Raw genomic sequence first — 19,962 nt, forward strand, 5'->3', positions numbered from 1 at the left:
GCACGCAGCTAACCCTGATCGGGTGAACCGTGTGCACGCCACGCGCTCGCGTACAGGCAGACAGTCGCGGCGGTGGCCAGGTTCAGGCTCTCCGCTCTGCCGTAGAGCGGCACGCGGAGTGCCGTGTCGGCGGCGTGTTTCACCTCGTCGGGCAGGCCGTGGGCCTCACTGCCGAAGAGCCACGCCACCGGCGCGGGCGCGGTGGCCGGGGTGAGTTCGCCCTCGGCGTAGCCGTCGGTGGCGACCAGGCGCAGGCCCGCGGCACGGCAGGCGGCGAGGGTCTCGTCGACCGGCGCGCGGGCGATCGGCAGGTGGAAGACACTGCCGGTGGAGGCGCGGACGCACTTGCCGTTGTGCGGGTCGACGGCGTCGCCCGCGAGCACCACCGCGTCGGCGCCCGCCGCGTCGGCGACCCGGATGACCGTGCCCGCGTTGCCGGGGTCGGACACCTCGACCAGCACGGCGACCAGCGACGGCGTGCCCGCGAGCGCGGTGGCCAGCGGCACGTCCACGAACGAGCACACCGCGACCACGCCCTGCGGTGTCACGGTGTCGGCCAGCCCGGCCATGGCGCGGTCGGTCACCGGGGAGACCACGACGCCGCGGTCGGCGGCCAGGCCGCGCAGTTCGGTGTCCCGGGCGGCGAACGCCTCGGTCACGAACAGCTCGTGCACCTCACCGGGCCACGTGAGCGCCTCGCGGACGGCCTGTGTGCCCTCCACGAGGAACCGCCCGGCGCGCTGCCGCCCCACTCGGCGCGACAGTGCCCGGGCAGCAGCGACCCGGGGTGTCCGTTCGGTGAACGGAGCTGCCCCGGGTCGTGGCGCGGTGCTCAGGAAGCGGCCTTGCCCTGCTGGTCGGCGTTGGCACGCGCGACCTCGACGAGCGCGGCGAACGCGGCGGCGTCGTTCACGGCCAGCTCCGCGAGGATCTTGCGGTCGACCTCGACACCCGCGTTCTTCAGACCCTGGATGAAGCGGTTGTAGGTGAGGCCGTTCTGGCGGGCCGCGGCGTTGATGCGGGTGATCCACAGCTGGCGGAAGTCACCCTTGCGGGCACGGCGGTCCCGGTAGGCGTAGTTGAGCGAGTGGAGCATCTGCTCCTTCGCCTTGCGGTACAGCCGCGAGCGCTGACCGCGGTAGCCGCTGGCCAGCTCAAGGGTGGTGCGGCGCTTCTTGTGGGCGTTGACTGCCCGCTTGACGCGTGCCACGGTGCAAATCCGATCGATCTCGAGGGCGGCGATCCAGCACGCCCGAATTGGTCAGGGGAAACAGGGGCCGGTCAGCGACCGAGCAGCTTCTTCACGCGCTTGACGTCGGCCTTGGCCACCTCTTCGGTGCCCGACAGGCGGCGGGTCAGCGTGCTGGGCTTCTTCTCCAGCTTGTGGCGGAGGCCGGCCTGCTGACGACGGAGCTTCCCCTTGCCGGTGATCCGAATGCGCTTCGAAGTACCGGAGTGGGTCTTGTTCTTGGGCATGGTCTTGCCGTCTTCCTTGCGCGGTTGTGCGACCGGGCGTCTCGGAGCGAGGCGCCCGGCCCCTTGCGGTCAAGCGTCAGATCGTGTCGGTGCCCGCACTCGCCTTCGGGCGGGTCTTCTGGGACTTGTGCGGCGCCAACACCATGATCATGTTTCGGCCGTCCTGCTTCGGCGCGGCCTCGACGAAGCCGAGATCGGCGACGTCCTCGGCCAGCCGCTGCAGCAGCCGGAAGCCAAGTTCGGGGCGGGACTGCTCACGCCCGCGGAACATGATCGTCACCTTGACCTTGTTCCCGTGCTCGAGGAAGCGCATCACGTGGCCGCGCTTCGTCTCGTAGTCGTGCGTGTCGATCTTCGGGCGGAGCTTCTGCTCCTTGATCACGGTGAGCTGCTGGTTCCGACGCGACTCACGAGCCTTCTGCGCGCTCTCGTACTTGAACTTGCCGTAGTCCATGAGCCTGCAGACGGGCGGGCGAGCCTGTGGGGCAACCTCCACGAGGTCCAGATCCGCTTCCTGAGCCAGCCGGAGCGCGTCTTCGATGCGCACGATGCCGACCTGCTCGCCACCGGGTCCGACCAGCCGGACCTCGGGGACTCGGATGCGGTCGTTGATACGTGTCTCGGAGCTGATGGGGCCTCCTCGGGCCGGGTTCGTCTTCCTCCTCCGCGACCTTCGCGGATCCCCATCAAGCACGAAACCCCGGTCGTCAGGTGACGAACGGGGCCCGATTCCGGTCACCTCGCCGCACCCGACGAGGAACCGCGCCCTGAGCACCGGAGCTGTCCGGCACAGGTCGCGGCGACCGGAACCCGGCCACTGTGTGACTCGGGTGGGAGCGGGGCTCCACTTGTGCAGCCCCGCAGGCGGGGCTGGTCGCGTCGTTCAGGATAACACCACGGCCCGACCGGTTGTTCCACCGGGCTGTATCTGACGGGTCGCTTCGCTCCTCCGCTAAGCCACCGTCTTCCCTCCTGCGCGCGGAGGTCCCTGGGCTCGTTCCTCGCGCATGGACCTCCGTGCTCGTCAGTCCAGACGGTGCCCGCTCCGTCGCTCCGCTCCCGCCTGCGCCCACTGGTAGCGCAGTTCCGGGCGTCCCACCTGACCATACCTCGGTTGCCGGACGGCCATCCCGTGGTCCGCGAGGTACTCCAGGTACCGGCGCGCGGTGACCCGGGACATGCCCAGCGCGTCCCCGGCAGCGCTCGCGGAAAGGCCCTCGTCAGCGCCCCGCAGCGCCGCCGCCACCGCGTCCAGGGTCGGTGCGCTCATGCCCTTCGGCAGCCGCGCGCCCTCGCTGCCGCGCAGGGTCGCGAAGAGGTGGTCCACGTTCGTCTGGTCGGCCTCCTCGGCCTGGTCGACGCCGTGCCGGAAGCGGGCGTACCGCTCCAGCTTGTCCCGCAGGGTCGCGAAGGTGAACGGTTTCAGCAGGTACTGCACCACGCCACTGGACACCGCGGCACGCACCAGTGCGAGGTCGCGGGCCGAGGTGACCATGATGACGTCGACGAGGCGCCCTTCCGCTCGCAGAGAACGGCACAGGTCGAGCCCGTTTCCGTCGGGCAGGTACTGGTCGAGGAGCAGCAGGTCCACGTCGAGCCGCCCGAGCGCCCGCCGCGCCTCCCCCGCCGAGTGCACGACCCCCGCGACGGCGAACCCGTCGACGCGGTCGACGTAGAGCCGGTGGGCGTCGGCGGCCACCAGGTCGTCCTCGACCACCAGAACGGAGATCACGACGACACCAAAGCAGTGGGAAGCCGGACGGTGAACACCGCACCCCGCTCCCCCTGGCCCACCTCGATGGTCCCGTTGCCGCGGCGCACCGCCTGCCGGACCAGCGCCAGGCCCAGGCCGCGACCGTCCGCCTTCGTGGACCAGCCGCGGTCGAACGCCACCTCACCGGCCGCGAGCCCGGGCCCGGTGTCCTCGACCCGCAGCAGCAACGCCCCGTCCTCGGTCCGTGCCGTGACGAACACCCTCGGCGCGTTCCCGCCCTCGATGGCCGCGTCGAGCGCGTTGTCGATCAGGTTGCCCAGGATGGTGACCACGTCCCTCGGCGCGATCGTGCCGCGCAGCACCGCGTCGTCGATCTCCGTCTCCGGCGTGATCACCAGCTCCGCGCCGCGTTCGTTGGCCTCCGCCGCCTTGCCGAGCAGCAACGCGGCGAGCACCGGCTCGGACACCGCGTTCACCACCCGGTCGGTCAGCTGCTGCGCGAGCGCCAGCTCGGCGGTCGCGAACTCGACGGCCTCCTCGTACCGGCCCAGCTCCACCAGCGACACCACCGTGTGCAGGCGGTTCGCAGCCTCGTGCGCCTGCGAGCGCAGCGACTCGGCGAACCCGCGGACCGAGTCCAGCTCGCCGGTCAGCGCCTGGAGGTCGGTGTGGTCCCGCAACGTCACGACCGTGCCGTGCGCGCTGTTGCCGGACCGGACGGGTGTGCAGTTCACGACCAGCACGCGCCGCTCGGTCAGGTGGATCTCGTCGCGGGTCGTGCGGTCCGGCGCCATGCTCGCGACCATCGCGGCGGGCAGCCCGAGGTCGCCGAGCAGCCTGCCCTCGACCTCCCCGGCCAGGTCGAGCAGCGCGCGGGCGCCGTCGTTGCACAGCGTCACCCGGCCCGCCTGGTCGACCAGCAGCAGTCCTTCGCGGACGGTGTGCAGGATCGCCTCGTGGTACTCCAGGCGCCTGCCCAGCTCGGCCGGACCGAGACCGTGCGTCTGGCGGGCGAGGCGCCTGCTCACCAGGTACGTGCCGGTCATGCCGGCCGCGAGGGTCACGAGCGCGACCACCACGAGCGGCACGAGCCGGTCGCGGACCTGCCCGGCGATCGCGTCGAGCGTGATGCCGACGCTGACCAGCGCGACAATCCGGTCGCCGTCGCGGACCGGCACCACCGCGCGGACCGACGGGCCCAGCGTGCCGGTGTAGGTCTCGGTGAACACCCGGCCTGCCAGCGCCTCGTCGATGTGGCCGAGGAACTTCTCGCCGATGCGGTCCGGGTTCGGGTGCGTGAACCGGCGCCCGTCCGTGTCCATGATCGTGATGAAGTCGACGCCGGTGTCGTGGCGGACGCGCTCGGCGAACGGCTGCAGGATCGCGCTCGGTTCGTTGGCCTGGACGACGTCGACGACGGCGGGTGAGTCGGCGATCGTCAGCGCGACCGAGATGACCTCCTCGCGCGTGGAGTCCTCCGTCCGGCCCGCCACGTCCAGGTACGCGAGGACCGCACCGGCGACGACCAGCACCCCGACGATGATCACCTGGAGCACCAGCAACTGCCGCGCGAGGCTCCACCCCCGACGCTCACGTGTCATGCGCATCAGTGTGGCCCGCTTCACAACGATCTTCGAACGCCCGTCTACTTAATGAACAGAAACGTGACCCCGGTCATAGCGGTTCGGACAATCCCGATGGTCGCTGCGCAAGCTCCGCTCCGTCTGCCCACCAGTCCCTGCCAGGAGGTCTCGTGTCCAGCGTTGAACAACCGGCCCGACCACGTCGTCGCGACCGGACCCATCTCCTCTACATCGCCGTGGTGGTCGCGGTCGCGGCCGGCATCCTGATCGGCCTGGTGTGGCCCGAGGTCGGGAAGGAACTGAAACCGCTCGGCACCGGGTTCGTCAACCTGATCAAGATGATGATCAGCCCGATCATCTTCTGCACGATCGTGCTCGGGGTCGGCTCGGTGGCCAAGGCCGCGAAGGTCGGCAAGGTCGGCACCCTCGCCATCGGCTACTTCCTCGCCATGTCGACGGTCGCGCTGATCATCGGTCTCGTCGTCGGCAACATCCTGCACCCCGGCGAGGGGCTGCAGCTCACCGACAGCGTCCGCGAGGCAGGCCAGTCGCAGGTCAAGGAGGCCGAGGGCACGGTCGACTTCCTGCTCGGCATCATCCCGGAGACCCTGGTGTCGGCGTTCACCGCGGGTTCCGTGCTGCAGACCCTGCTGGTCGCGCTGCTGGCCGGGTTCGCGTTGCAGGCCATGGGTTCGAAGGGCGAGCCGATCCTGCGCGGCGTCGGCCACCTCCAGCGGCTGGTGTTCCGCATCCTCGCGATGATCATGTGGGCGGCGCCGGTCGGCGCGTTCGGCGCGATCGCCGCGGTGGTCGGCGAGACCGGCGTGGACGCGTTGAAGAGCCTCGCGATCATCATGATCGGCTTCTACGTGACCTGCCTGCTGTTCGTGTTCGTGATCCTGTCCAGCCTGCTGTGGCTGGTCGCGCGGATGAACATCCTCACGCTGTTCCGCTACCTGTCGCGGGAGTTCCTGCTGATCCTGTCGACGTCGTCGTCGGAGGTGGCGCTGCCGAGGCTGATCGCGAAGATGGAGCACCTCGGCGTCAGCAAGCCGGTCGCCGGCATCACGATCCCGACCGGGTACTCGTTCAATCTCGACGGCACCGCGATCTACCTGACCATGGCGACGCTGTTCATCGCCGAGGCCATGGACGCGCCGCTGTCGGTCGGCGAGCAGATCGGGTTGCTGCTGTTCATGATCATCGCGTCGAAGGGTGCCGCGGGTGTGACCGGCGCGGGTCTCGCGACGCTCGCCGGTGGCCTGCAGTCGCACCGGCCGGAGCTGGTCGACGGCGTCGGCCTGATCGTCGGCATCGACCGGTTCATGTCCGAGGCGCGGGCGCTGACCAACTTCGCGGGCAACTCGGTCGCGACGGTGCTCATGGGCACGTGGACCAGGGAGTTCGACCGCGACCGGGCCAACCGCGTGCTGTCCGGCGAGGACCCGTTCGACGAGCGGACGTTGATCGACGACCACGCCGCGGCGCCACCCGCGGAGAAGGAACCCAGCAAGTAAGCCGAAACGGCCGCCACCTGGCGGCCGTTTCTCATTTCCTGGTGCGGCGCCGGTGACCGCGGCCCTCGTGCCAGGACTCGATCACCAGGTGGTCCGCCGGGGTGCCGACGTAGGTCAGCACCACCTCGTCGATGTCGATGCGGAAGTACCCGGCACCCGGCTCCGCCCCTTCCGCGGGTGGCGGGATCTCGACGACCCGGCCCGCGAGCTTGGCGTCACCGACCCACTGCGTCGGGTCCTCCGGCGGGTCGAGGGAGGGGCTGTGCACGGCGATGCGCGGATCGCGCCGGACGTCCCGCAGCTTCAGCGAGTCACCCATCATGCCGATGGTCACGTCGTCGTTCTTGAAGTCCAGCTCGGAGCCGCTGATCCGCGGCGACCCGTCCTTGCGCAGGGTCGCGATGGTCTTGTGGATGCCCGCCGCGAACCGGCTCTTCACTCGTTCGGCGAACTCGGGCGCGTCCTTCTCGATGTCCTTCCAGTCAGCCATGGCACCGATGCTACCGCGTTTCTGAACCGTGGTTCAATAACACCATGGCCCGCCCCCGCAAGATCTCCGACGACGAGCTGATGGCCGCGTGCGGCCGCGCGATCGGCAGGTACGGCCCCGGTTTCACGCTGGCGCAGGTGGCGGCGGAGGCAGGCGTCGCGGTGGGCACGGTCGCGGGCCGCTTCGGGTCGAAGCGGAACCTGCTGCTGGCGATGATGACCGCGGGCGCGGACGGCATGGCCCCGTGGCTGCGGGAGGCCGCTGCCGGACTCGCCCCACTCGACGCGATCAGGACGACGATGCTGGTCTCCGGCGAGGGCGTCGCCGACCCGGCCACGACGTCCAACCACCTCGGCCAGCTGGGGGTCGACCTCGCCGATCCCGAACTGCGCGCCGGTTTCGCCAGGATGCGGGCCGGTGTGCGCGAGGTGCTGGCGGAACTGTTCGCGGCCGCGGACCTGCCCGGTGCGCCCCCACCCACGCAGGCGGCCCGGATCATCGCGGCCATGGCGCACGGCGCGCTGATGGACTGGGCCCTCGACCCGTCCGGCGAGTTCGCGGAGATCCTGGCCACCGACCTCGACGCGATCTTGAACACGTGGCGCTGACGGTGCCAGAATTCCGGCATGCCTGACAGAATCGAGCACATCTCCCCGCGGTGACCGCCCTCTACGCGCATGCACTGCGGCTGCATCGCGAACACCCGGACACCCCGCTCCCCCAGGACGGCAAGCCCTACCCGGGCCATGAGCTGCTCCACCGTCGACCGGATCTGAAGGAAGACCCACGGCGCAGAGGCGCCGCCGCGGCAAGGCTTCTCGATGCCCATTTCGGAGACCCCGCCGCCACACCTGCCGAACTCGCGACCGCCTGCCATGACGTGGCCGTGCCGATCCATCCCAACGACCACATCACCGCCGCCGCGCTTCGTGCCGAGAAGAAGCGGGTGCGGGCCACCGGGCGCTGGCTGGTCCGGCACGGCACCGACCAGTGCGCGGTCACCATGGGCCTCGCACTGCTGGCCACCGTCTGGGACGAGGACGACATCCCCCTGATCCAGACCATCGGCCTGCTGTCCGACACCTTCGGCCCGCTGGCCGCCCGTGCGCTGAGGCGGCGATCCGGTGGCGCCGACGCACTCCGGTGGCTGGCACAGCGGGTCGGCGGCTGGGGAAGGGTGTACGTCGTCGAAGCCCTGTGCGAGGTCGGCCCGTTCCAGCACCGGGAGTGGTTGTTGCGCAACGCCTGTGACGGCAACTTCCTCAACGGCTACATCGCCGGGACGGTGGCCACCGCCGCACATCTGCACGAAGCGATCACCCGTCCCGGCGCCGACGCCGCGCTGGTCGACCACACGAGCCGGTTGCTGATCGTGATGAGCGAAGCCGAAGGCATGGGCATGACAGTCGACACGTACCCACCCGCGGACCTCGTGCTGGCCGCCCACGCCGAGGCGTTGGGCACGCTGCCGCCGACCCCGGACCGGCACCGTGCCGCCACCCGGCTGGCGGACGTGGCCGAGGGGCGGCGGCCGGAGCCGCTCCGCCAGTACCGGGCGTTGCTGGCACGACCGGACTGGGTCGCGGTCAGCCCGCCGGAGTGAGTCGCTTCTTCGCCGCGCCCGGGGACACGCCCAGCACCCGTTTGAAGGCCCGCGCGAACGCGGCCTCCGAGCGGTAGCCGAGCTTGCGGGCCAGTTCCGCGGTGGTGGTGCGCCCCTCCTCGAAGGAGCGCATCGCCACCTGCATCCGCCAGCGCGTCACGTACTGCATCACCGGCTCCCCCACCACCTGCGTGAACCGCGCCGAGAACGCCGAGCGGGACATAGCCAGCTCCGCCGCCAGCGACGAGACCGTCCACGCGTGGTCCGGGCGGCGGTGGATCAGTGCGAGCGCACGGCCGAGCTGCGGGTCGTGCAGCGCGCCGAGCCAGCCGGTGCGTGCCGCCGGGTCGGAGTCGAGCCACGCGCGGATGGCCTGGATGACGAGGATGTCCGACAGCCGCGTGATCACCTCCTCGCCGCCGGGGCGCAGCTCACGCGCCTCGCTCGCCATGAGCCGCAGCAGGCTCGGCATCCAGCTGTCCGGCGCCGCGTCGGCGGCCTCGATGTGCATGGTCTTCGGCAGCACCTCGATCAGGTGCCGGGCGCCGGGCTGGTCGAACCGGATCGCGCCGCAGATCATGTGCGTCACCTGGCCGCCACCGCCGTGCCGCAGCGTCTCGTAGCGGTCGCTGACGGGGTCGCGGGGCAGGTCCATGACGTTCGGCGTCGCGACGCCCGGTTCGCTGAGCAATGCGTGGCCCTGCCCGTGCGGGACGAGGAACAGCTCGTTCTGGCTCATGGTCCGGGTCTCGCCGTCGGCGGTGCGGAGCAGGCAGCGCCCGGCGGTCACGACGTGGAACCACAGGTGGCCCGGCATGGCGGGCATCGCCATGCCCCACGGCGCGGACATCTCGGTTCGGCAGTAGAACGCGCCGTTCATGCGCAGCAGGTGCAGTGCCTCACCGAGCGGGTCGGTGGGTGCCCACGGGTCGAAGCCCTTCATGCCGTCAACTATCCCCGCTGTCGCATCGACCATCCAAGAAGCCTGGACGAATGGGCAGGAAATGGCGTCGGACAGTCATGGATTCGCCAAGCCTGCCGTGGTCTGCTGGATGTACTGCAGACCGAGGAGGAACATCGTGAACACACTGATACTGGGCGCCAACGGCAAGACCGGACGACGGGTCGCGGAGCGCCTGACCACACGCGGCGTGCCGGTGCGACGGGGCACCAGGGCGGGCGCGCCGCCGTTCGACTGGGAGCGACCCGACACGTGGGCACCGGTGCTGGCAGGCGTCGACGCGGTGTACGTGTCGTACTTCCCCGACCTCGCTGTGCCGGGCGCGGTGGACGCGATCCGCGAGCTGACCGGTCTGGCGGAGAAGGCGGGCGTGCGGCGGCTGGTGCTGCTGTCGGGCCGCGGCGAGGCGGAGGCACAGGTCGCGGAGGACGTGGTGCGGGCGGGCAGCGTCGAGTGGACGGTCGTGCGGTGCGCGTGGTTCAACCAGAACTTCTCGGAGAGCTACCTCCTCGATCCGCTGCTGGCCGGCGACGTGGTGCTGCCCGCGGGTGACGTGACGGAGCCGTTCGTCGACGCGGACGACATCGCCGACGTGGCGGTGGCCGCGCTGACCGAACCGGGACACGGCGGCAGGACGTACGAGATGACCGGCCCCCGCCTGCTGACGTTCGCGGACGCGGTGGCGGAGATCGCCGAGGCGACCGGCAGGCCGCTGACCTACCGGCGGATGGACCTCGACGAGTACGTCACCGCCGCCACCGGGGACGGGCTGCCCTCGGACGTCGCGGAACTGCTCGGCTACCTGTTCGGCGAGGTGCTGGACGGCAGGAACGCGTGGGTCGGCGACGGCGTTGAGCAGGCGCTGGGCCGCCCGGCGAAGGACTTCGCCACGTTCGCCCGCGAGAACCGTGCCGTGTGGCTGCCCGCCGCTCAGCTCGCGAGGTAGGCGCGGAGTCCGCGCTGGCCACGCCACATCATGAGGGCGTGGTTGGCGCGGAAGACGGGCCGCCCGACCGGCGCGAGGGCACGGAGCAGCGGCTTGGTGACGGCGACCCGCTGCGTGATCGCGAGCAGCGCCCCGGCCCGGTGGGCGGCGACCTCACCCTGGACGTAGCCCTCGAGGTCACCGGTCATGTCGACCCGCATCCGGCCCGCGGTCTCGTCCTCGACGGCCCGGTGCAGCCGGAACCGGAGGCTGTAGGGCAGGACCGAGCGGCAGGTGACCTCGGCGGTGTCGTCGTCGACCCGGGTGACGGCCCGGATGTCGGGCCACCAGTCGGGGTAGCAGGCGAGGTCCACGAGGGCGGAGTAGAGCCGCCCGGTGGGGACGCGGACGGACCAGACGCTGCGGAACCAGTAGTCGTTGAGCGTCACAGGTCGAGTATGCCGGGGCCGGCGCCCACTAGGGTTCTGCCATGGCGAAGTGGACGTTGGCCGACCTGCCGCCCCAGAACGACCGCACGGTGATCGTGACGGGTGCCAACAGCGGCATCGGCCGGGAGGCGGCATCGGCCTTCGCCGCGGCGGGCGCGCGGGTGATCCTGGCCTGCCGCAACGTCGACAAGGGCAACGCGGCCGCCGCGACCATGGCGGACACCGTCGAGGTGCGGGCACTGGACCTGGCGAACCTGGCGTCGGTGCGGGAGTTCGCGAAGTCGGTCGACGAGCCGGTGGACGTCCTGGTCAACAACGCCGGCGTGATGGCGATCCCGCACCGCCGCACCGCCGACGGGTTCGAGATGCAGGTCGGCACCAACCACCTCGGGCACTTCGCGCTGACCGGGCTGCTGCTCGACCGCGTCACGGACCGGGTGGTGACCGTGTCCAGCACGATGCACTGGTTCGGCCGGGTGGACGTGACCGACCTGAACTGGGAGCGCCGCCGGTACCAGCGCTGGCTCGCCTACAACCAGTCGAAGCTCGCGAACCTGCTGTTCACGTACGAACTGGCCCGCCGCCTGACCGCAGCGGGCTCGCCGCTGAAGGCACACGCCGCGCACCCGGGCTACGCGTCGACGAACCTCCAGTCCCACACGGAAACGCTGATGGACACGATCATGGGGCTGGGCAACCGTCTGGTGGCCCAGAGCGCGGCCATGGGCGCCCTGCCGACCCTGTACGCGGCGACGGTGGACCTGCCGAACGGCTCCTTCGCGGGGCCGGGCGGCATCACGACACAGCACGGTTACCCGAAGGTGGTCCCGTCGAGCAGGGCGTCACGCGACGAGGAGAAGGCGGGTGCCCTGTGGACCCTGTCGGAGAAGCTGACGGACGTGACCTTCACGTTCTGAGCGACCTCACAGCACCGTCTTCAGGAACTGCCCGGTGTACGAGTTGTCGAATTCGGCCACGTCCTCCGGCGTGCCCTCGGCGATGACCGTGCCGCCGCCGGAGCCGCCCTCGGGACCCATGTCCACGATCCAGTCCGACGTCTTGATCACGTCGAGGTTGTGCTCGATGACGATCACCGTGTTGCCCTTGTCCACCAGGCCGTTGATGACGCCGATCAGCTTGCGGATGTCCTCGAAGTGCAGGCCGGTCGTCGGCTCGTCGAGGATGTACACCGTCTTGCCGGTGGACCGCTTCTGCAGCTCCGAGGCGAGCTTCACGCGCTGCGCCTCACCACCGGACAGGGTCGGCGCGGGCTGACCTAGGCGGACGTACCCGAGGCCCACGTCCACCAGCGTCTTCAGGTGGCGGTGGATGGCGCGGATCGGCTCGAAGAACTTCTCCGCCTCCTCGATCGGCATGTCGAGGACCTCGGCGATGGTCTTGCCCTTGTAGTGCACCTCGAGCGTCTCGCGGTTGTACCGGGCGCCCTTGCAGACCTCGCACGGCACGTACACGTCCGGCAGGAAGTTCATCTCGATCTTGATGGTGCCGTCGCCCGCGCACGCCTCGCAGCGGCCGCCCTTGACGTTGAACGAGAACCGGCCCGGCTGGTAGCCGCGCACCTTCGCCTCGGACGTGGCCGCGAACAGCTTGCGGATGTGGTCGAACACGCCCGTGTACGTCGCCGGGTTGGACCGCGGGGTGCGGCCGATCGGCGACTGGTCCACGCGCACCAGCTTGTCGACGGCTGCCAGCCCGTTCACCCGGGTGTGCCTGCCCGGCACCTGCCGCGCGCCGTTGAGCTTGTTCGCGAGCACCGTCGCCAGGATGTCGTTGACCAGCGTCGACTTGCCCGAACCCGACACGCCGGTGACCGACACGAGGCAGCCGAGGGGGAACGACACGTCGATGTTGCGCAGGTTGTGTTCCCGCGCGCCCACGACGGTCAGCTGCCGCTTCCTGTCGACCGGGCGACGTAACGCGGGCACCTCGATCTGCTCGCGCCCGGACAGGTACGCGCCGGTCAGCGACTTCTTGTTCTTCAGCAGCTTCTCGTACGGACCGCTGTGGACGATCTGGCCGCCGTGCTCGCCCGCGCCGGGGCCGATGTCGACCACCCAGTCGGACTGGCGGATGGTGTCCTCGTCGTGCTCGACGACGATCAGCGTGTTGCCCAGGTTGCGCAGCCGCGTCAGCGTCTCGATCAGCCGGTGGTTGTCGCGCTGGTGCAGGCCGATCGACGGCTCGTCCAGCACGTACAGCACGCCGACCAGACCGGAGCCGATCTGCGTCGCCAGCCGGATGCGCTGCGCCTCGCCACCGGACAGCGTGCCCGCGGCGCGGTCGAGCGACAGGTAGTCCAGGCCCACGTCGAGCAGGAACCGCAGCCGCGCCTGGATCTCCTTCAGCACCGCGCCCGCGATCATCGACTCGCGCTTGCCCAGCTGCAGCCCGGACAGGAAGTCCGCGCACTCGCTGATCGACAGGTTCGACACCTCGGCGATCGACCGCGGACCGTGCTTCCTGTGGGTGAGCGTGACCGCGAGGATCTCCGGCTTGAGGCGGGTGCCCTCACACGCCGGGCACGGCACCTCCCGCATGTAGCCCTCGTACTTCTCCCGCATGTACTCGGACTCGGTCTGCTCCTGGCGGCGCTCCAGGAACGGGATGACGCCCTCGTAGTTGGCGTAGTAGGAGCGTTCGCGGCCGTACCGGTTGCGGTAGCGGACGTGCACCTGGTCGGTGGTGCCGTGCAGCACCGCCTTCTGCGCCTTCGCGGGCAGCTTGCGCCACGGGGTGTCCATGCGGAACCCGATGGTCTCGGCGAGCGAGGTCAGCAGCCGCTGGAAGTACTCGGCGGTCTGCCCGCCCGCCCACGGCGCGATCGCGCCGTCGGCGAGCGACATCTCGTCGTCCGGCACGACCAGCTCCGGGTCGACCTCCTGACGGACGCCGATGCCGGTGCACACCGGGCACGCGCCGTAGGGCGAGTTGAACGAGAACGAGCGCGGCTCCAGGTCCTCGATGGCGAGCGGGTGGCCGTTCGGGCAGGCCAGGTTCTCGGAGAAGCCGCGGGTGCGGTGCGGGTCGTTCTCCGGCAGGTCGACGAACTCCAGCTCGACCAGGCCGTCGGCGAGACGCAGCGCGGTCTCGACCGAGTCGGTGAGCCGCCGCTTGGCGCTGGCCTTGACCTGCAGGCGGTCGATGACGACCGCGATGTCGTGCTTCTCCTGCTTCTTCAGCGTCGGCGGGTCGGTGAGCTGGTGCACGACGCCGTCGACGCGGGCACGCGAGTAGCCCTGCGACTGGAGCGACGAGAACAGATCGACGTACTCGCCCTTGCGGCCGCGGATGACCGGCGCGAGGACCTGGAACTTCAGGCCCTCCTCCATGGCCATCACCTGGTCGACGATCTGCTGCGGCGTCTGCTTGCTGATCGCCTCACCGCACTGCGGGCAGTGCGGCTTACCCGCGCGCGCGAACAGCAGGCGCAGGTAGTCGTAGACCTCGGTGATCGTGCCGACGGTGGACCGCGGGTTGCGGTTGGTCGACTTCTGGTCGATCGACACCGCCGGCGAGAGGCCCTCGATGAAGTCGACGTCCGGTTTGTCCATCTGGCCCAGGAACTGCCGGGCGTACGCGGAGAGCGACTCCACGTACCGGCGCTGGCCCTCCGCGAAGATCGTGTCGAACGCCAGGCTCGACTTGCCCGAGCCGGACAGCCCGGTGAACACGATCATGCTGTCCCTGGGCAGGTCGATGTCAACGCCGCGCAGGTTGTGCTCCCTGGCGCCGCGGACGACGAGGCGGTCAGCCACTGAAGTCCCTTCGAAGTATCAGTTCTTGCTGGTCACGGGGCGGTTCGAGACCGTCGGCCGTGGCCGGGGGCCATGCTAGGACAGGGCACCGACAATTTCCGGTTCGCTCGGTGACTACCGGTCAACTGCCGCGCTCACCTACGCTGGAGTAACCAGGTCTGCCACCGAACACGCGGGGATGGGCGGTATGAGCATCTCACCTGAAGCATCCATCGGACAGAACGACGTACCCGCACAGCGGCGCGCCGACGAACGGTCGGCGGCGCGACGCGCGGTGCGCCTGCTTCCCTTGGTGCGACAGGCGACGGAAAGACTCGACCACGTTGTCGCGGGGCTCGGCGAGGACACCATCCACCGGCCGAGCGGGCTGCCCGGCTGGTCGAGGGCCCACGTCGTGACCCACCTCGCCCGCAACGCCGATGGGCTGGTCAATCTCTTGACCTGGGCACGCACCGGCGTCGAGCATCCAATGTACGCCAGCAACGCCGACCGCGACGCGGACATCGAGGAGGGCGCGGGCCGGCTCGCCCAGGTCCTGGTCGAGGACCTCCGCGCGGCCTGCGACCGGTTCATGGTCGCCGCGACGGGCATGCCGGAGCTGGCGTGGTCCGCCTCCGTGACGGCGCGCCTCCCGATCCCGTTCCCGGCGGCCAACATCCCGTCGATGCGCCTGCACGAGCTGTGGGTGCACATGGTCGACCTCGACGCGGGCGTCACGTTCGCCGACGTGCCGGACGAGCACCTGGAACACCTCGTCGCCGAGGCCGTCACCAGGCACATCAACCGGCCCGACGGCAAGCGCGTACGCCTCACCGTCGAACTGCCGGACGGCCACGAGCGGGTGTGGGACCTCGTGAACGGCCGCGACGAAGACCGCCACGACGTGTCGGGCGGTGCCGCGGCCGCGATCGCGTGGCTGACGGGCCGCTCCGACGGCGACGGCCTGGACGGCGACGTGCCGATACTGCCCGCGTGGGGCTAGCCCGTCGCGGTGATGGTGATGTTCTCGAACCGTGTGGTGAACCCCTTCCCGGTCGGTGACGCGCACATCACACCAGCGAGCACCGACAATTCCGGTGGGAAGTAGGCCAGCCGCAGCATCGTCGCAGGTGGGGCACCGTTCAGGCCGTACGAGATCGTGACGGTGTCCCCGGTCCGCTCCGCCTTGACCGTGACCGACGCGGCGGGCTCAGCCAGCGCGACGACCGACCAGTCGGACACCTCGCGGGTCACCACCGCCGAGATCTGCTGCTGCCCGTCGACCAGCTCGACGCCGCTCTTGATCCAGTTCTTCTCGTCGAGCCGGATCGCGATCCCGGCCTGGTCGAACTGTTCCCGGTAGTCACCCGCGAAGGTGACGGTCAGCACGAAGTCGCCCGCCTGGTCGACACCGAGGACGTGCCCGGTGTCCCGGACGAAGCCGTAGTGGGTGGTGCGCCAGAAGTCCGTGTCGGGGTCGGTCGTGACGGTGTCGCCGCCCCACGCCGAAGGCTCGTTGAACCAGCGCCAGCCGCTCGTGATCAGGTCCTCCACGAGGCCATGCTGTCAGCCCGCCCGCGCCAGCCGCTAGGGTCCGTGGCGTGGACGTTGTCGAGGAGTACACCGGTCATGTCGAGCCAGGCGGCCCCGCGTCGCGGCGCACGCTGGACGCGCTGACGATCACCAAGATCTCCGTCGGCCCGATGGACAACAACGCCTACCTGCTCGTGTGCCGCGGCACGCGCGAGGCGCTGCTGATCGACGCCGCGAACGACCCGGAACGCCTGTCGGACCTCATCGGCCACGGCGACGACCGGCCCACCCTCCGCACCATCGTGACCACGCACCAGCACGGCGACCACTGGGCCGCCCTGGGCGCGGTCGCGGGCGCCTACGGCGCGGACACGATCGCCCACGAGGCCGACGCCGGTCCGCTGCCCGTACCCCCGGACCGCTACGTCACCCAGGGCGACACGGTGCCGGTCGGCGACTGCGTGCTGGAGGTCATCCACCTGCGCGGCCACACACCCGGTTCGGTGGCGCTGCTGTACCGCGACCCGAACGGCCACGGCCACCTCTTCACCGGCGACTCGCTCTTTCCCGGCGGGGTCGGCAAGACCACGTCGCCGGAGAACTTCACGTCTCTGTTCAACGACGTGAAGTCACGCATCTTCGACAAGCTCCCGGACGACACGTGGTTCTACCCGGGCCACGGCGACGACTCCACCCTCGGCGCCGAGCGCCCGAAACTCGACGAATGGCGCGAACGCGGCTGGTGAACACCGACGTTCACGTGATTCCGGCGGGCACACTGACCTCATGAGAGGGAAGCGCTCCGCGAAACAGCCCACCGTGGTCAGCATGCTGGTCGAAACCATGTAGCAGGGCCAAGTCAGCCTCTTGGTCGAGGCGCCGGCAACCTTCACCCGAAGCCATGGAGCGAGTGGGACCACTTGCCCCCAACGACGCGCGCTTAGCGGCTCCGCAGAGGGCGCTTGGGCTACGCACGTCACTGCTCCTCCCGGGGGTGGTTCTACCCCGGCCACGGCGACGACTCCACCCTCGGCACCGAGCGCCCCCAACTCGACGAGTGGCGCGAACGCAGCTGGTAGGGCCGCCTTTACCAAGACGTGCCACACGGTGCCACCGAGTGGCACAAGCGCGTATCATGGGCACCATGGCTCAGCCTGAGATCAATCAGCGCGACCTTCGCAGCCGGTCCAAAGAGATCATGGACGCCGTCGCGAACGGGCAGTCCTTCACGGTCACTCGCGACGGACATGAAATCGGAGAACTGATTCCGTTGCGTCGGCGCCGACGCTTCGTTGCCCGAGATGAGTTCACCGCCATGTCACGCAACGCCGCGAGCGTCGACATCAACGCTTTCCGCGCGGACCAGGATGCCGCGGCGGATCAGGAGGTCATCGACCCCTATGAGCAGTAGTCCCCATCGCCAGGGCCTCCTCGACACGAACATCCTGATCCTTCGCCGCTGGGTCGATCCAGCCGAGTTGCCGGAGGAGATGGCGATCAGCGCGATAACGCTCGCCGAACTCTCCGCAGGTCCACACCAAGTGCGACCGAACAGCGAGCAGAACACCTATGACGAACATGCCGAACGCGCCCGGCGCCTTGACGTTCTTCAACGTGCCGAGCACGAGTTCGATCCGATCCCATTCGACGTCGAGGCGGCCAGGATCTACGGCCGAGTGACCGCCTCAGTGGTCGCCGTCGGACGAAAGCCACGGCGCCGCATCGGCGACCTGATGATCGCCGCAACCGCCATCGCCGAAGAACTTCCTCTGTTCACGACGAATCCCGGTGACTTCGACGGACTTCACGACCTGCTCACCGTCGTGCCAGTCACCAGGCCCGCTGTACCCCATGAGGGACGCTGACCATCACCCCGGTTGTTCACCGTCAGTGTGACTCGCGGTTTCCCGGCGGGGTCGGCAAGACCACGTCGCCGGAGAACTTCACGTCCCTGTTCAACGACGTGAAGTCACGCATCTTCGACAAACTCCCGGACGACACGTGGTTCTACCCGGGCCACGGCGACGACTCCACCCTCGGCACGGAACGCCCGAAACTCGACGAATGGCGCGAACGCGGCTGGTGAACACCGACGTTCACGTGATTCCGGCGGGCAGACTGACCTCATGAGAGGGAAGCGCTCCGCGAAACAGCCGACCGTGGTCAGCATGCTGGTCGACACGATGCAGCAGGGCCCGGTCAGCCTCTTGGTCGAGCCCGAGGGCATGGCGTACGAGTTCCCTCCCGCGGAGCGGGTGCTGCTGACGTTCCGTGGACCCAGCTCGATGAAGTTCGAGGTCTCGCACGCAGCTGATTGCCTGACAATCTGGCGTCCCGCCGACACGGAAGTGTGGGCAGCGACGCGGCCGGGCGCGTCCGTCGAACAGATTGCCTGGTCGACCAATCCTTTTTTCGGGCTCGACAAGGCCGCCGGCAACCTTCACCCGAAGCCATGGAGCGAGTGGGACCACTTGCCCGCAACGCCGCCGCGGCGTGCGCCGCGTTGACACACGCCTGCGCTTCGCCCTGTTCCAGCGCCGCACTCGCGCTCCGGATCGGAGCAGCCGACCGGGCGCGTGAGCGTCCGAAACCTCCAAGACCTCCGGTTGCGGCCGCGCGACAATCGAGGCGTGACTGTCGATCTCGCTGCTGCCGCTTCCTTCATGGCCACCCACGCGCGCGTGCTCGACCGGCGACGGTTCGAGTTCCTCTTCGGCGACGGGGATGCCCAGGCCGTGCTCGCCGCCGTCGACGGGTACCGGAACCCTGACGGCGGGTACGGCTGGGGCCTCGAACCCGACCTCCGGGCGCCCGAGAGCCAGCCCGGTGGGGCGCTGCACGCGTTCGAGGTGTTCGCCGAGGTCGGGCCCACCGACAGAGCGCTCGAGGTGTGCGACTGGCTCGAGCGGGTGTCGCTGCCCGACGGCGGCGTGCCGTTCGCGGTCCCCGTCGCCGGCCCGGCCGGGTGCGCGCCCTTCTGGGTGCAGGCCGACCCGAGAACGTCCTCGCTGCAGAGCACGGCGTTCGTGGCCGGGGTCGGGCACCGTGTCGCGGCGCGGGACGAGCGGGTCGCCCGGCACCCGTGGCTCGTGGCGGCCACCCGGTACTGCCTGGACGCCGTCGCCGCGCTGGAGTCGGCGCCGCACGCCATCGAGCTGCGGTTCGCGGTCGGGTTACTCGACGAGGTGCACGGCACGCACGACGAGGCCGGGCAGCTGCTCGACAGGCTCGCGGCCTTCATCCCCGCCGACGGGCTCGTGCCGGTCACGGGTGGGAAGGCCGGGGAGACCATGCGGCCGCTCGACTTCGCGCCCCTGCCGGGCCGTGCCGCGCGGCGGTTGTTCTCCGACGACGTGATCGCCGCCGACCTGGCGCGGCTCGCCGACGGGCAGCAGGACGACGGTGGGTGGATCGTGGACTTCGACAGCTACTCCCCCGCCGCCGCGCTGGAGTGGCGCGGGTACGCGACCGTCGCGGCGCTCTCGACGCTGCGTGCGAACGGCGTCGTGTAGAGTTGCGGATTGTCGTTGGTTTTGTGTTCGTGTCATTGCGCGCTCGCGAAACATGTTGCGGGCGTTCGCACCTCCCCTGTGTGGTCGGACATTCCGCCGCAGACAGCGGCGACTCGTATCACCACACAGTCAGAGGAAAGAAACATGGCTCAGGGCACCGTGAAGTGGTTCAACTCCGAGAAGGGCTTCGGCTTCATCGCGCCGGACGACGGCAGCGCCGACGTCTTCGTGCACTACTCGGAGATCCAGGGCAACGGCTTCAAGTCGCTGGACGAGAACCAGCGCGTGCAGTTCGAGGTCGGCCAGGGCCAGAAGGGCCCGCAGGCCACCGGCGTCACCGCCATCTGAGATAGCTTGTCGCCACCGCCGGGGGGGGGGGGCCCGCGGGGGCCGGGGGGGGGGGGGGGGGGTGTGGGGGGGGGGCCCGCGGGGGGGGGGGGGGAG

Annotated in this window: 23 protein-coding genes and 2 pseudogenes; 14 read left to right on the forward strand and 11 right to left on the reverse strand. The window is 69.9% G+C overall.

Annotated elements, in window-relative coordinates; all coding sequences use genetic code 11:
• Positions 1-8 precede the first annotated feature (8 nt).
• The 6 genes from ACIBVP_RS34695 to ACIBVP_RS34720 all read right to left on the reverse strand — a co-directional run bounded on the left by ACIBVP_RS34695 (position 9) and on the right by ACIBVP_RS34720 (position 4,797).
• Positions 9-836: a TrmH family RNA methyltransferase gene (locus tag ACIBVP_RS34695; RefSeq protein ID WP_396110913.1), complete on the reverse strand. Its 828-nt coding sequence runs from the start codon at positions 834-836 to the stop codon at positions 9-11.
• On the reverse strand, positions 833-1,210 hold the full coding sequence (gene rplT / locus ACIBVP_RS34700; RefSeq protein ID WP_378061904.1) for a 50S ribosomal protein L20: 378 nt from the start codon (positions 1,208-1,210) through the stop codon (positions 833-835). The genes ACIBVP_RS34695 and rplT overlap by 4 nt, the downstream gene beginning before the upstream one ends.
• Before the next feature lie 71 nt (positions 1,211-1,281).
• Complete coding sequence (gene rpmI / locus ACIBVP_RS34705; protein ID WP_396110685.1) at positions 1,282-1,476, reverse strand: 50S ribosomal protein L35; 195 nt, start codon at positions 1,474-1,476, stop codon at positions 1,282-1,284.
• Positions 1,477-1,552: 76 nt separating this feature from the next.
• Positions 1,553-2,170 (reverse strand): translation initiation factor IF-3, encoded by a 618-nt coding sequence (infC, locus tag ACIBVP_RS34710; protein ID WP_396110686.1) that lies wholly within the window; start codon positions 2,168-2,170, stop codon positions 1,553-1,555.
• 330 nt (positions 2,171-2,500) lie between these two features.
• The gene (locus ACIBVP_RS34715) at positions 2,501-3,208 is read right to left on the reverse strand and encodes a response regulator (protein WP_396110688.1); all 708 of its coding nucleotides are present in this window, start codon (positions 3,206-3,208) and stop codon (positions 2,501-2,503) included.
• Positions 3,205-4,797 carry an ATP-binding protein gene (locus tag ACIBVP_RS34720; RefSeq protein WP_396110689.1) on the reverse strand — a complete coding sequence of 531 codons (1,593 nt, stop codon included), beginning with the start codon at positions 4,795-4,797 and terminating at the stop codon, positions 3,205-3,207. Before ACIBVP_RS34720 ends, ACIBVP_RS34715 begins: the two co-directional genes overlap by 4 nt.
• Positions 4,798-4,943: 146 nt before the next feature.
• On the opposite strand from ACIBVP_RS34720, the gene ACIBVP_RS34725 reads away from it, so the two are divergent.
• Positions 4,944-6,290 (forward strand): cation:dicarboxylate symporter family transporter, encoded by a 1,347-nt coding sequence (locus tag ACIBVP_RS34725; protein ID WP_396110690.1) that lies wholly within the window; start codon positions 4,944-4,946, stop codon positions 6,288-6,290.
• 31 nt (positions 6,291-6,321) lie between these two features.
• Here the strand turns inward: ACIBVP_RS34725 and ACIBVP_RS34730 are convergent, their stop codons facing one another.
• The gene (locus ACIBVP_RS34730) at positions 6,322-6,780 is read right to left on the reverse strand and encodes a pyridoxamine 5'-phosphate oxidase family protein (protein WP_396110691.1); all 459 of its coding nucleotides are present in this window, start codon (positions 6,778-6,780) and stop codon (positions 6,322-6,324) included.
• A 44-nt stretch (positions 6,781-6,824) separates the two neighbouring features.
• Between ACIBVP_RS34730 and ACIBVP_RS34735 the strand changes: the two genes are divergently transcribed.
• Together ACIBVP_RS34735 and ACIBVP_RS34740 are read left to right on the forward strand one after the other, a co-directional pair.
• The gene (locus ACIBVP_RS34735; RefSeq protein WP_396110692.1) at positions 6,825-7,388 is read left to right on the forward strand and encodes a TetR/AcrR family transcriptional regulator; all 564 of its coding nucleotides are present in this window, start codon (positions 6,825-6,827) and stop codon (positions 7,386-7,388) included.
• Between the two features lie 278 nt (positions 7,389-7,666).
• Positions 7,667-8,383, forward strand: a complete 717-nt coding sequence (locus ACIBVP_RS34740) for a hypothetical protein (RefSeq protein WP_396110693.1) — start codon at positions 7,667-7,669, stop codon at positions 8,381-8,383.
• Here the strand turns inward: ACIBVP_RS34740 and ACIBVP_RS34745 are convergent.
• Positions 8,367-9,359 carry an AraC family transcriptional regulator gene (locus ACIBVP_RS34745; RefSeq protein ID WP_396110694.1) on the reverse strand — a complete coding sequence of 331 codons (993 nt, stop codon included), beginning with the start codon at positions 9,357-9,359 and terminating at the stop codon, positions 8,367-8,369. The genes ACIBVP_RS34740 and ACIBVP_RS34745 overlap by 17 nt on opposite strands.
• A 103-nt stretch (positions 9,360-9,462) precedes the next feature.
• On the opposite strand from ACIBVP_RS34745, the gene ACIBVP_RS34750 reads away from it, so the two are divergent.
• Positions 9,463-10,290, forward strand: coding sequence for an NAD(P)H-binding protein (locus ACIBVP_RS34750; RefSeq protein ID WP_396110695.1), 828 nt, complete (start codon positions 9,463-9,465; stop codon positions 10,288-10,290).
• Here ACIBVP_RS34750 and ACIBVP_RS34755 read toward each other — a convergent pair.
• On the reverse strand, positions 10,275-10,718 hold the full coding sequence (locus ACIBVP_RS34755; RefSeq protein ID WP_396110696.1) for a polyketide cyclase: 444 nt from the start codon (positions 10,716-10,718) through the stop codon (positions 10,275-10,277). The two genes, ACIBVP_RS34750 and ACIBVP_RS34755, sit on opposite strands and share 16 nt — an antisense overlap.
• 41 nt (positions 10,719-10,759) lie before the next feature.
• Between ACIBVP_RS34755 and ACIBVP_RS34760 the strand changes: the two genes are divergently transcribed.
• Entirely contained in the window at positions 10,760-11,635 is an 876-nt protein-coding gene (locus tag ACIBVP_RS34760) for an oxidoreductase (protein WP_396110698.1), read from the forward strand.
• Positions 11,636-11,641: 6 nt separating this feature from the next.
• Here ACIBVP_RS34760 and uvrA read toward each other — a convergent pair whose 3' ends face one another.
• Positions 11,642-14,494, reverse strand: a complete 2,853-nt coding sequence (uvrA, locus tag ACIBVP_RS34765) for an excinuclease ABC subunit UvrA (RefSeq protein WP_396110699.1) — start codon at positions 14,492-14,494, stop codon at positions 11,642-11,644.
• Positions 14,495-14,681: 187 nt separating this feature from the next.
• On the opposite strand from uvrA, the gene ACIBVP_RS34770 reads away from it, so the two are divergent.
• Entirely contained in the window at positions 14,682-15,476 is a 795-nt protein-coding gene (locus ACIBVP_RS34770) for a maleylpyruvate isomerase family mycothiol-dependent enzyme (RefSeq protein ID WP_396110700.1), read from the forward strand.
• Here the strand turns inward: ACIBVP_RS34770 and ACIBVP_RS34775 are convergent.
• Complete coding sequence (locus tag ACIBVP_RS34775; RefSeq protein WP_396110701.1) at positions 15,473-16,027, reverse strand: DUF1349 domain-containing protein; 555 nt, start codon at positions 16,025-16,027, stop codon at positions 15,473-15,475. The genes ACIBVP_RS34770 and ACIBVP_RS34775 overlap by 4 nt on opposite strands.
• A 47-nt stretch (positions 16,028-16,074) precedes the next feature.
• Between ACIBVP_RS34775 and ACIBVP_RS34780 the strand changes: the two genes are divergently transcribed.
• From ACIBVP_RS34780 to ACIBVP_RS34815, 8 genes and pseudogenes are all read left to right on the forward strand, one after another.
• Positions 16,075-16,752: an MBL fold metallo-hydrolase gene (locus ACIBVP_RS34780; RefSeq protein ID WP_396110702.1), complete on the forward strand. Its 678-nt coding sequence runs from the start codon at positions 16,075-16,077 to the stop codon at positions 16,750-16,752.
• A gap of 249 nt (positions 16,753-17,001) precedes the next feature.
• A pseudogene (locus ACIBVP_RS34785) lies at positions 17,002-17,085 on the forward strand (MBL fold metallo-hydrolase); the annotation flags it as partial.
• A 65-nt stretch (positions 17,086-17,150) separates the two neighbouring features.
• The gene (locus ACIBVP_RS34790) at positions 17,151-17,417 is read left to right on the forward strand and encodes a type II toxin-antitoxin system Phd/YefM family antitoxin (RefSeq protein ID WP_396110703.1); all 267 of its coding nucleotides are present in this window, start codon (positions 17,151-17,153) and stop codon (positions 17,415-17,417) included.
• Complete coding sequence (locus tag ACIBVP_RS34795; RefSeq protein ID WP_396110704.1) at positions 17,407-17,871, forward strand: type II toxin-antitoxin system VapC family toxin; 465 nt, start codon at positions 17,407-17,409, stop codon at positions 17,869-17,871. Before ACIBVP_RS34790 ends, ACIBVP_RS34795 begins: the two co-directional genes overlap by 11 nt.
• A gap of 29 nt (positions 17,872-17,900) precedes the next feature.
• A pseudogene (locus ACIBVP_RS34800) lies at positions 17,901-18,092 on the forward strand (MBL fold metallo-hydrolase); the annotation flags it as partial.
• An 82-nt stretch (positions 18,093-18,174) separates the two neighbouring features.
• Positions 18,175-18,513, forward strand: a complete 339-nt coding sequence (locus tag ACIBVP_RS34805) for a hypothetical protein (RefSeq protein WP_396110705.1) — start codon at positions 18,175-18,177, stop codon at positions 18,511-18,513.
• A gap of 123 nt (positions 18,514-18,636) precedes the next feature.
• Entirely contained in the window at positions 18,637-19,518 is an 882-nt protein-coding gene (locus ACIBVP_RS34810; protein ID WP_396110706.1) for a hypothetical protein, read from the forward strand.
• Positions 19,519-19,662: 144 nt separating this feature from the next.
• Entirely contained in the window at positions 19,663-19,866 is a 204-nt protein-coding gene (locus ACIBVP_RS34815; RefSeq protein ID WP_396110707.1) for a cold-shock protein, read from the forward strand.
• The last annotated feature ends 96 nt before the right edge of the window (positions 19,867-19,962 follow it).

It is taken from the genome of Actinophytocola sp. NPDC049390 (assembly GCF_044466355.1).
GTDB lineage: Bacteria > Actinomycetota > Actinomycetes > Mycobacteriales > Pseudonocardiaceae > Actinophytocola.

Coding starts and splice junctions, on each gene's coding strand:
- rpmI (WP_396110685.1), bottom strand. CDS start 1,476: ATGCCCAAGAACAAGACCCACTCCGGTACTTCGAAGCGCATTCGGATC.
- ACIBVP_RS34720 (WP_396110689.1), bottom strand. CDS start 4,797: ATGCGCATGACACGTGAGCGTCGGGGGTGGAGCCTCGCGCGGCAGTTG.
- ACIBVP_RS34730 (WP_396110691.1), bottom strand. CDS start 6,780: ATGGCTGACTGGAAGGACATCGAGAAGGACGCGCCCGAGTTCGCCGAA.
- ACIBVP_RS34735 (WP_396110692.1), top strand. CDS start 6,825: ATGGCCCGCCCCCGCAAGATCTCCGACGACGAGCTGATGGCCGCGTGC.
- ACIBVP_RS34745 (WP_396110694.1), bottom strand. CDS start 9,359: ATGGTCGATGCGACAGCGGGGATAGTTGACGGCATGAAGGGCTTCGAC.
- ACIBVP_RS34760 (WP_396110698.1), top strand. CDS start 10,760: ATGGCGAAGTGGACGTTGGCCGACCTGCCGCCCCAGAACGACCGCACG.
- ACIBVP_RS34770 (WP_396110700.1), top strand. CDS start 14,682: ATGAGCATCTCACCTGAAGCATCCATCGGACAGAACGACGTACCCGCA.
- ACIBVP_RS34790 (WP_396110703.1), top strand. CDS start 17,151: ATGGCTCAGCCTGAGATCAATCAGCGCGACCTTCGCAGCCGGTCCAAA.
- ACIBVP_RS34795 (WP_396110704.1), top strand. CDS start 17,407: ATGAGCAGTAGTCCCCATCGCCAGGGCCTCCTCGACACGAACATCCTG.
- ACIBVP_RS34805 (WP_396110705.1), top strand. CDS start 18,175: ATGCTGGTCGACACGATGCAGCAGGGCCCGGTCAGCCTCTTGGTCGAG.
- ACIBVP_RS34815 (WP_396110707.1), top strand. CDS start 19,663: ATGGCTCAGGGCACCGTGAAGTGGTTCAACTCCGAGAAGGGCTTCGGC.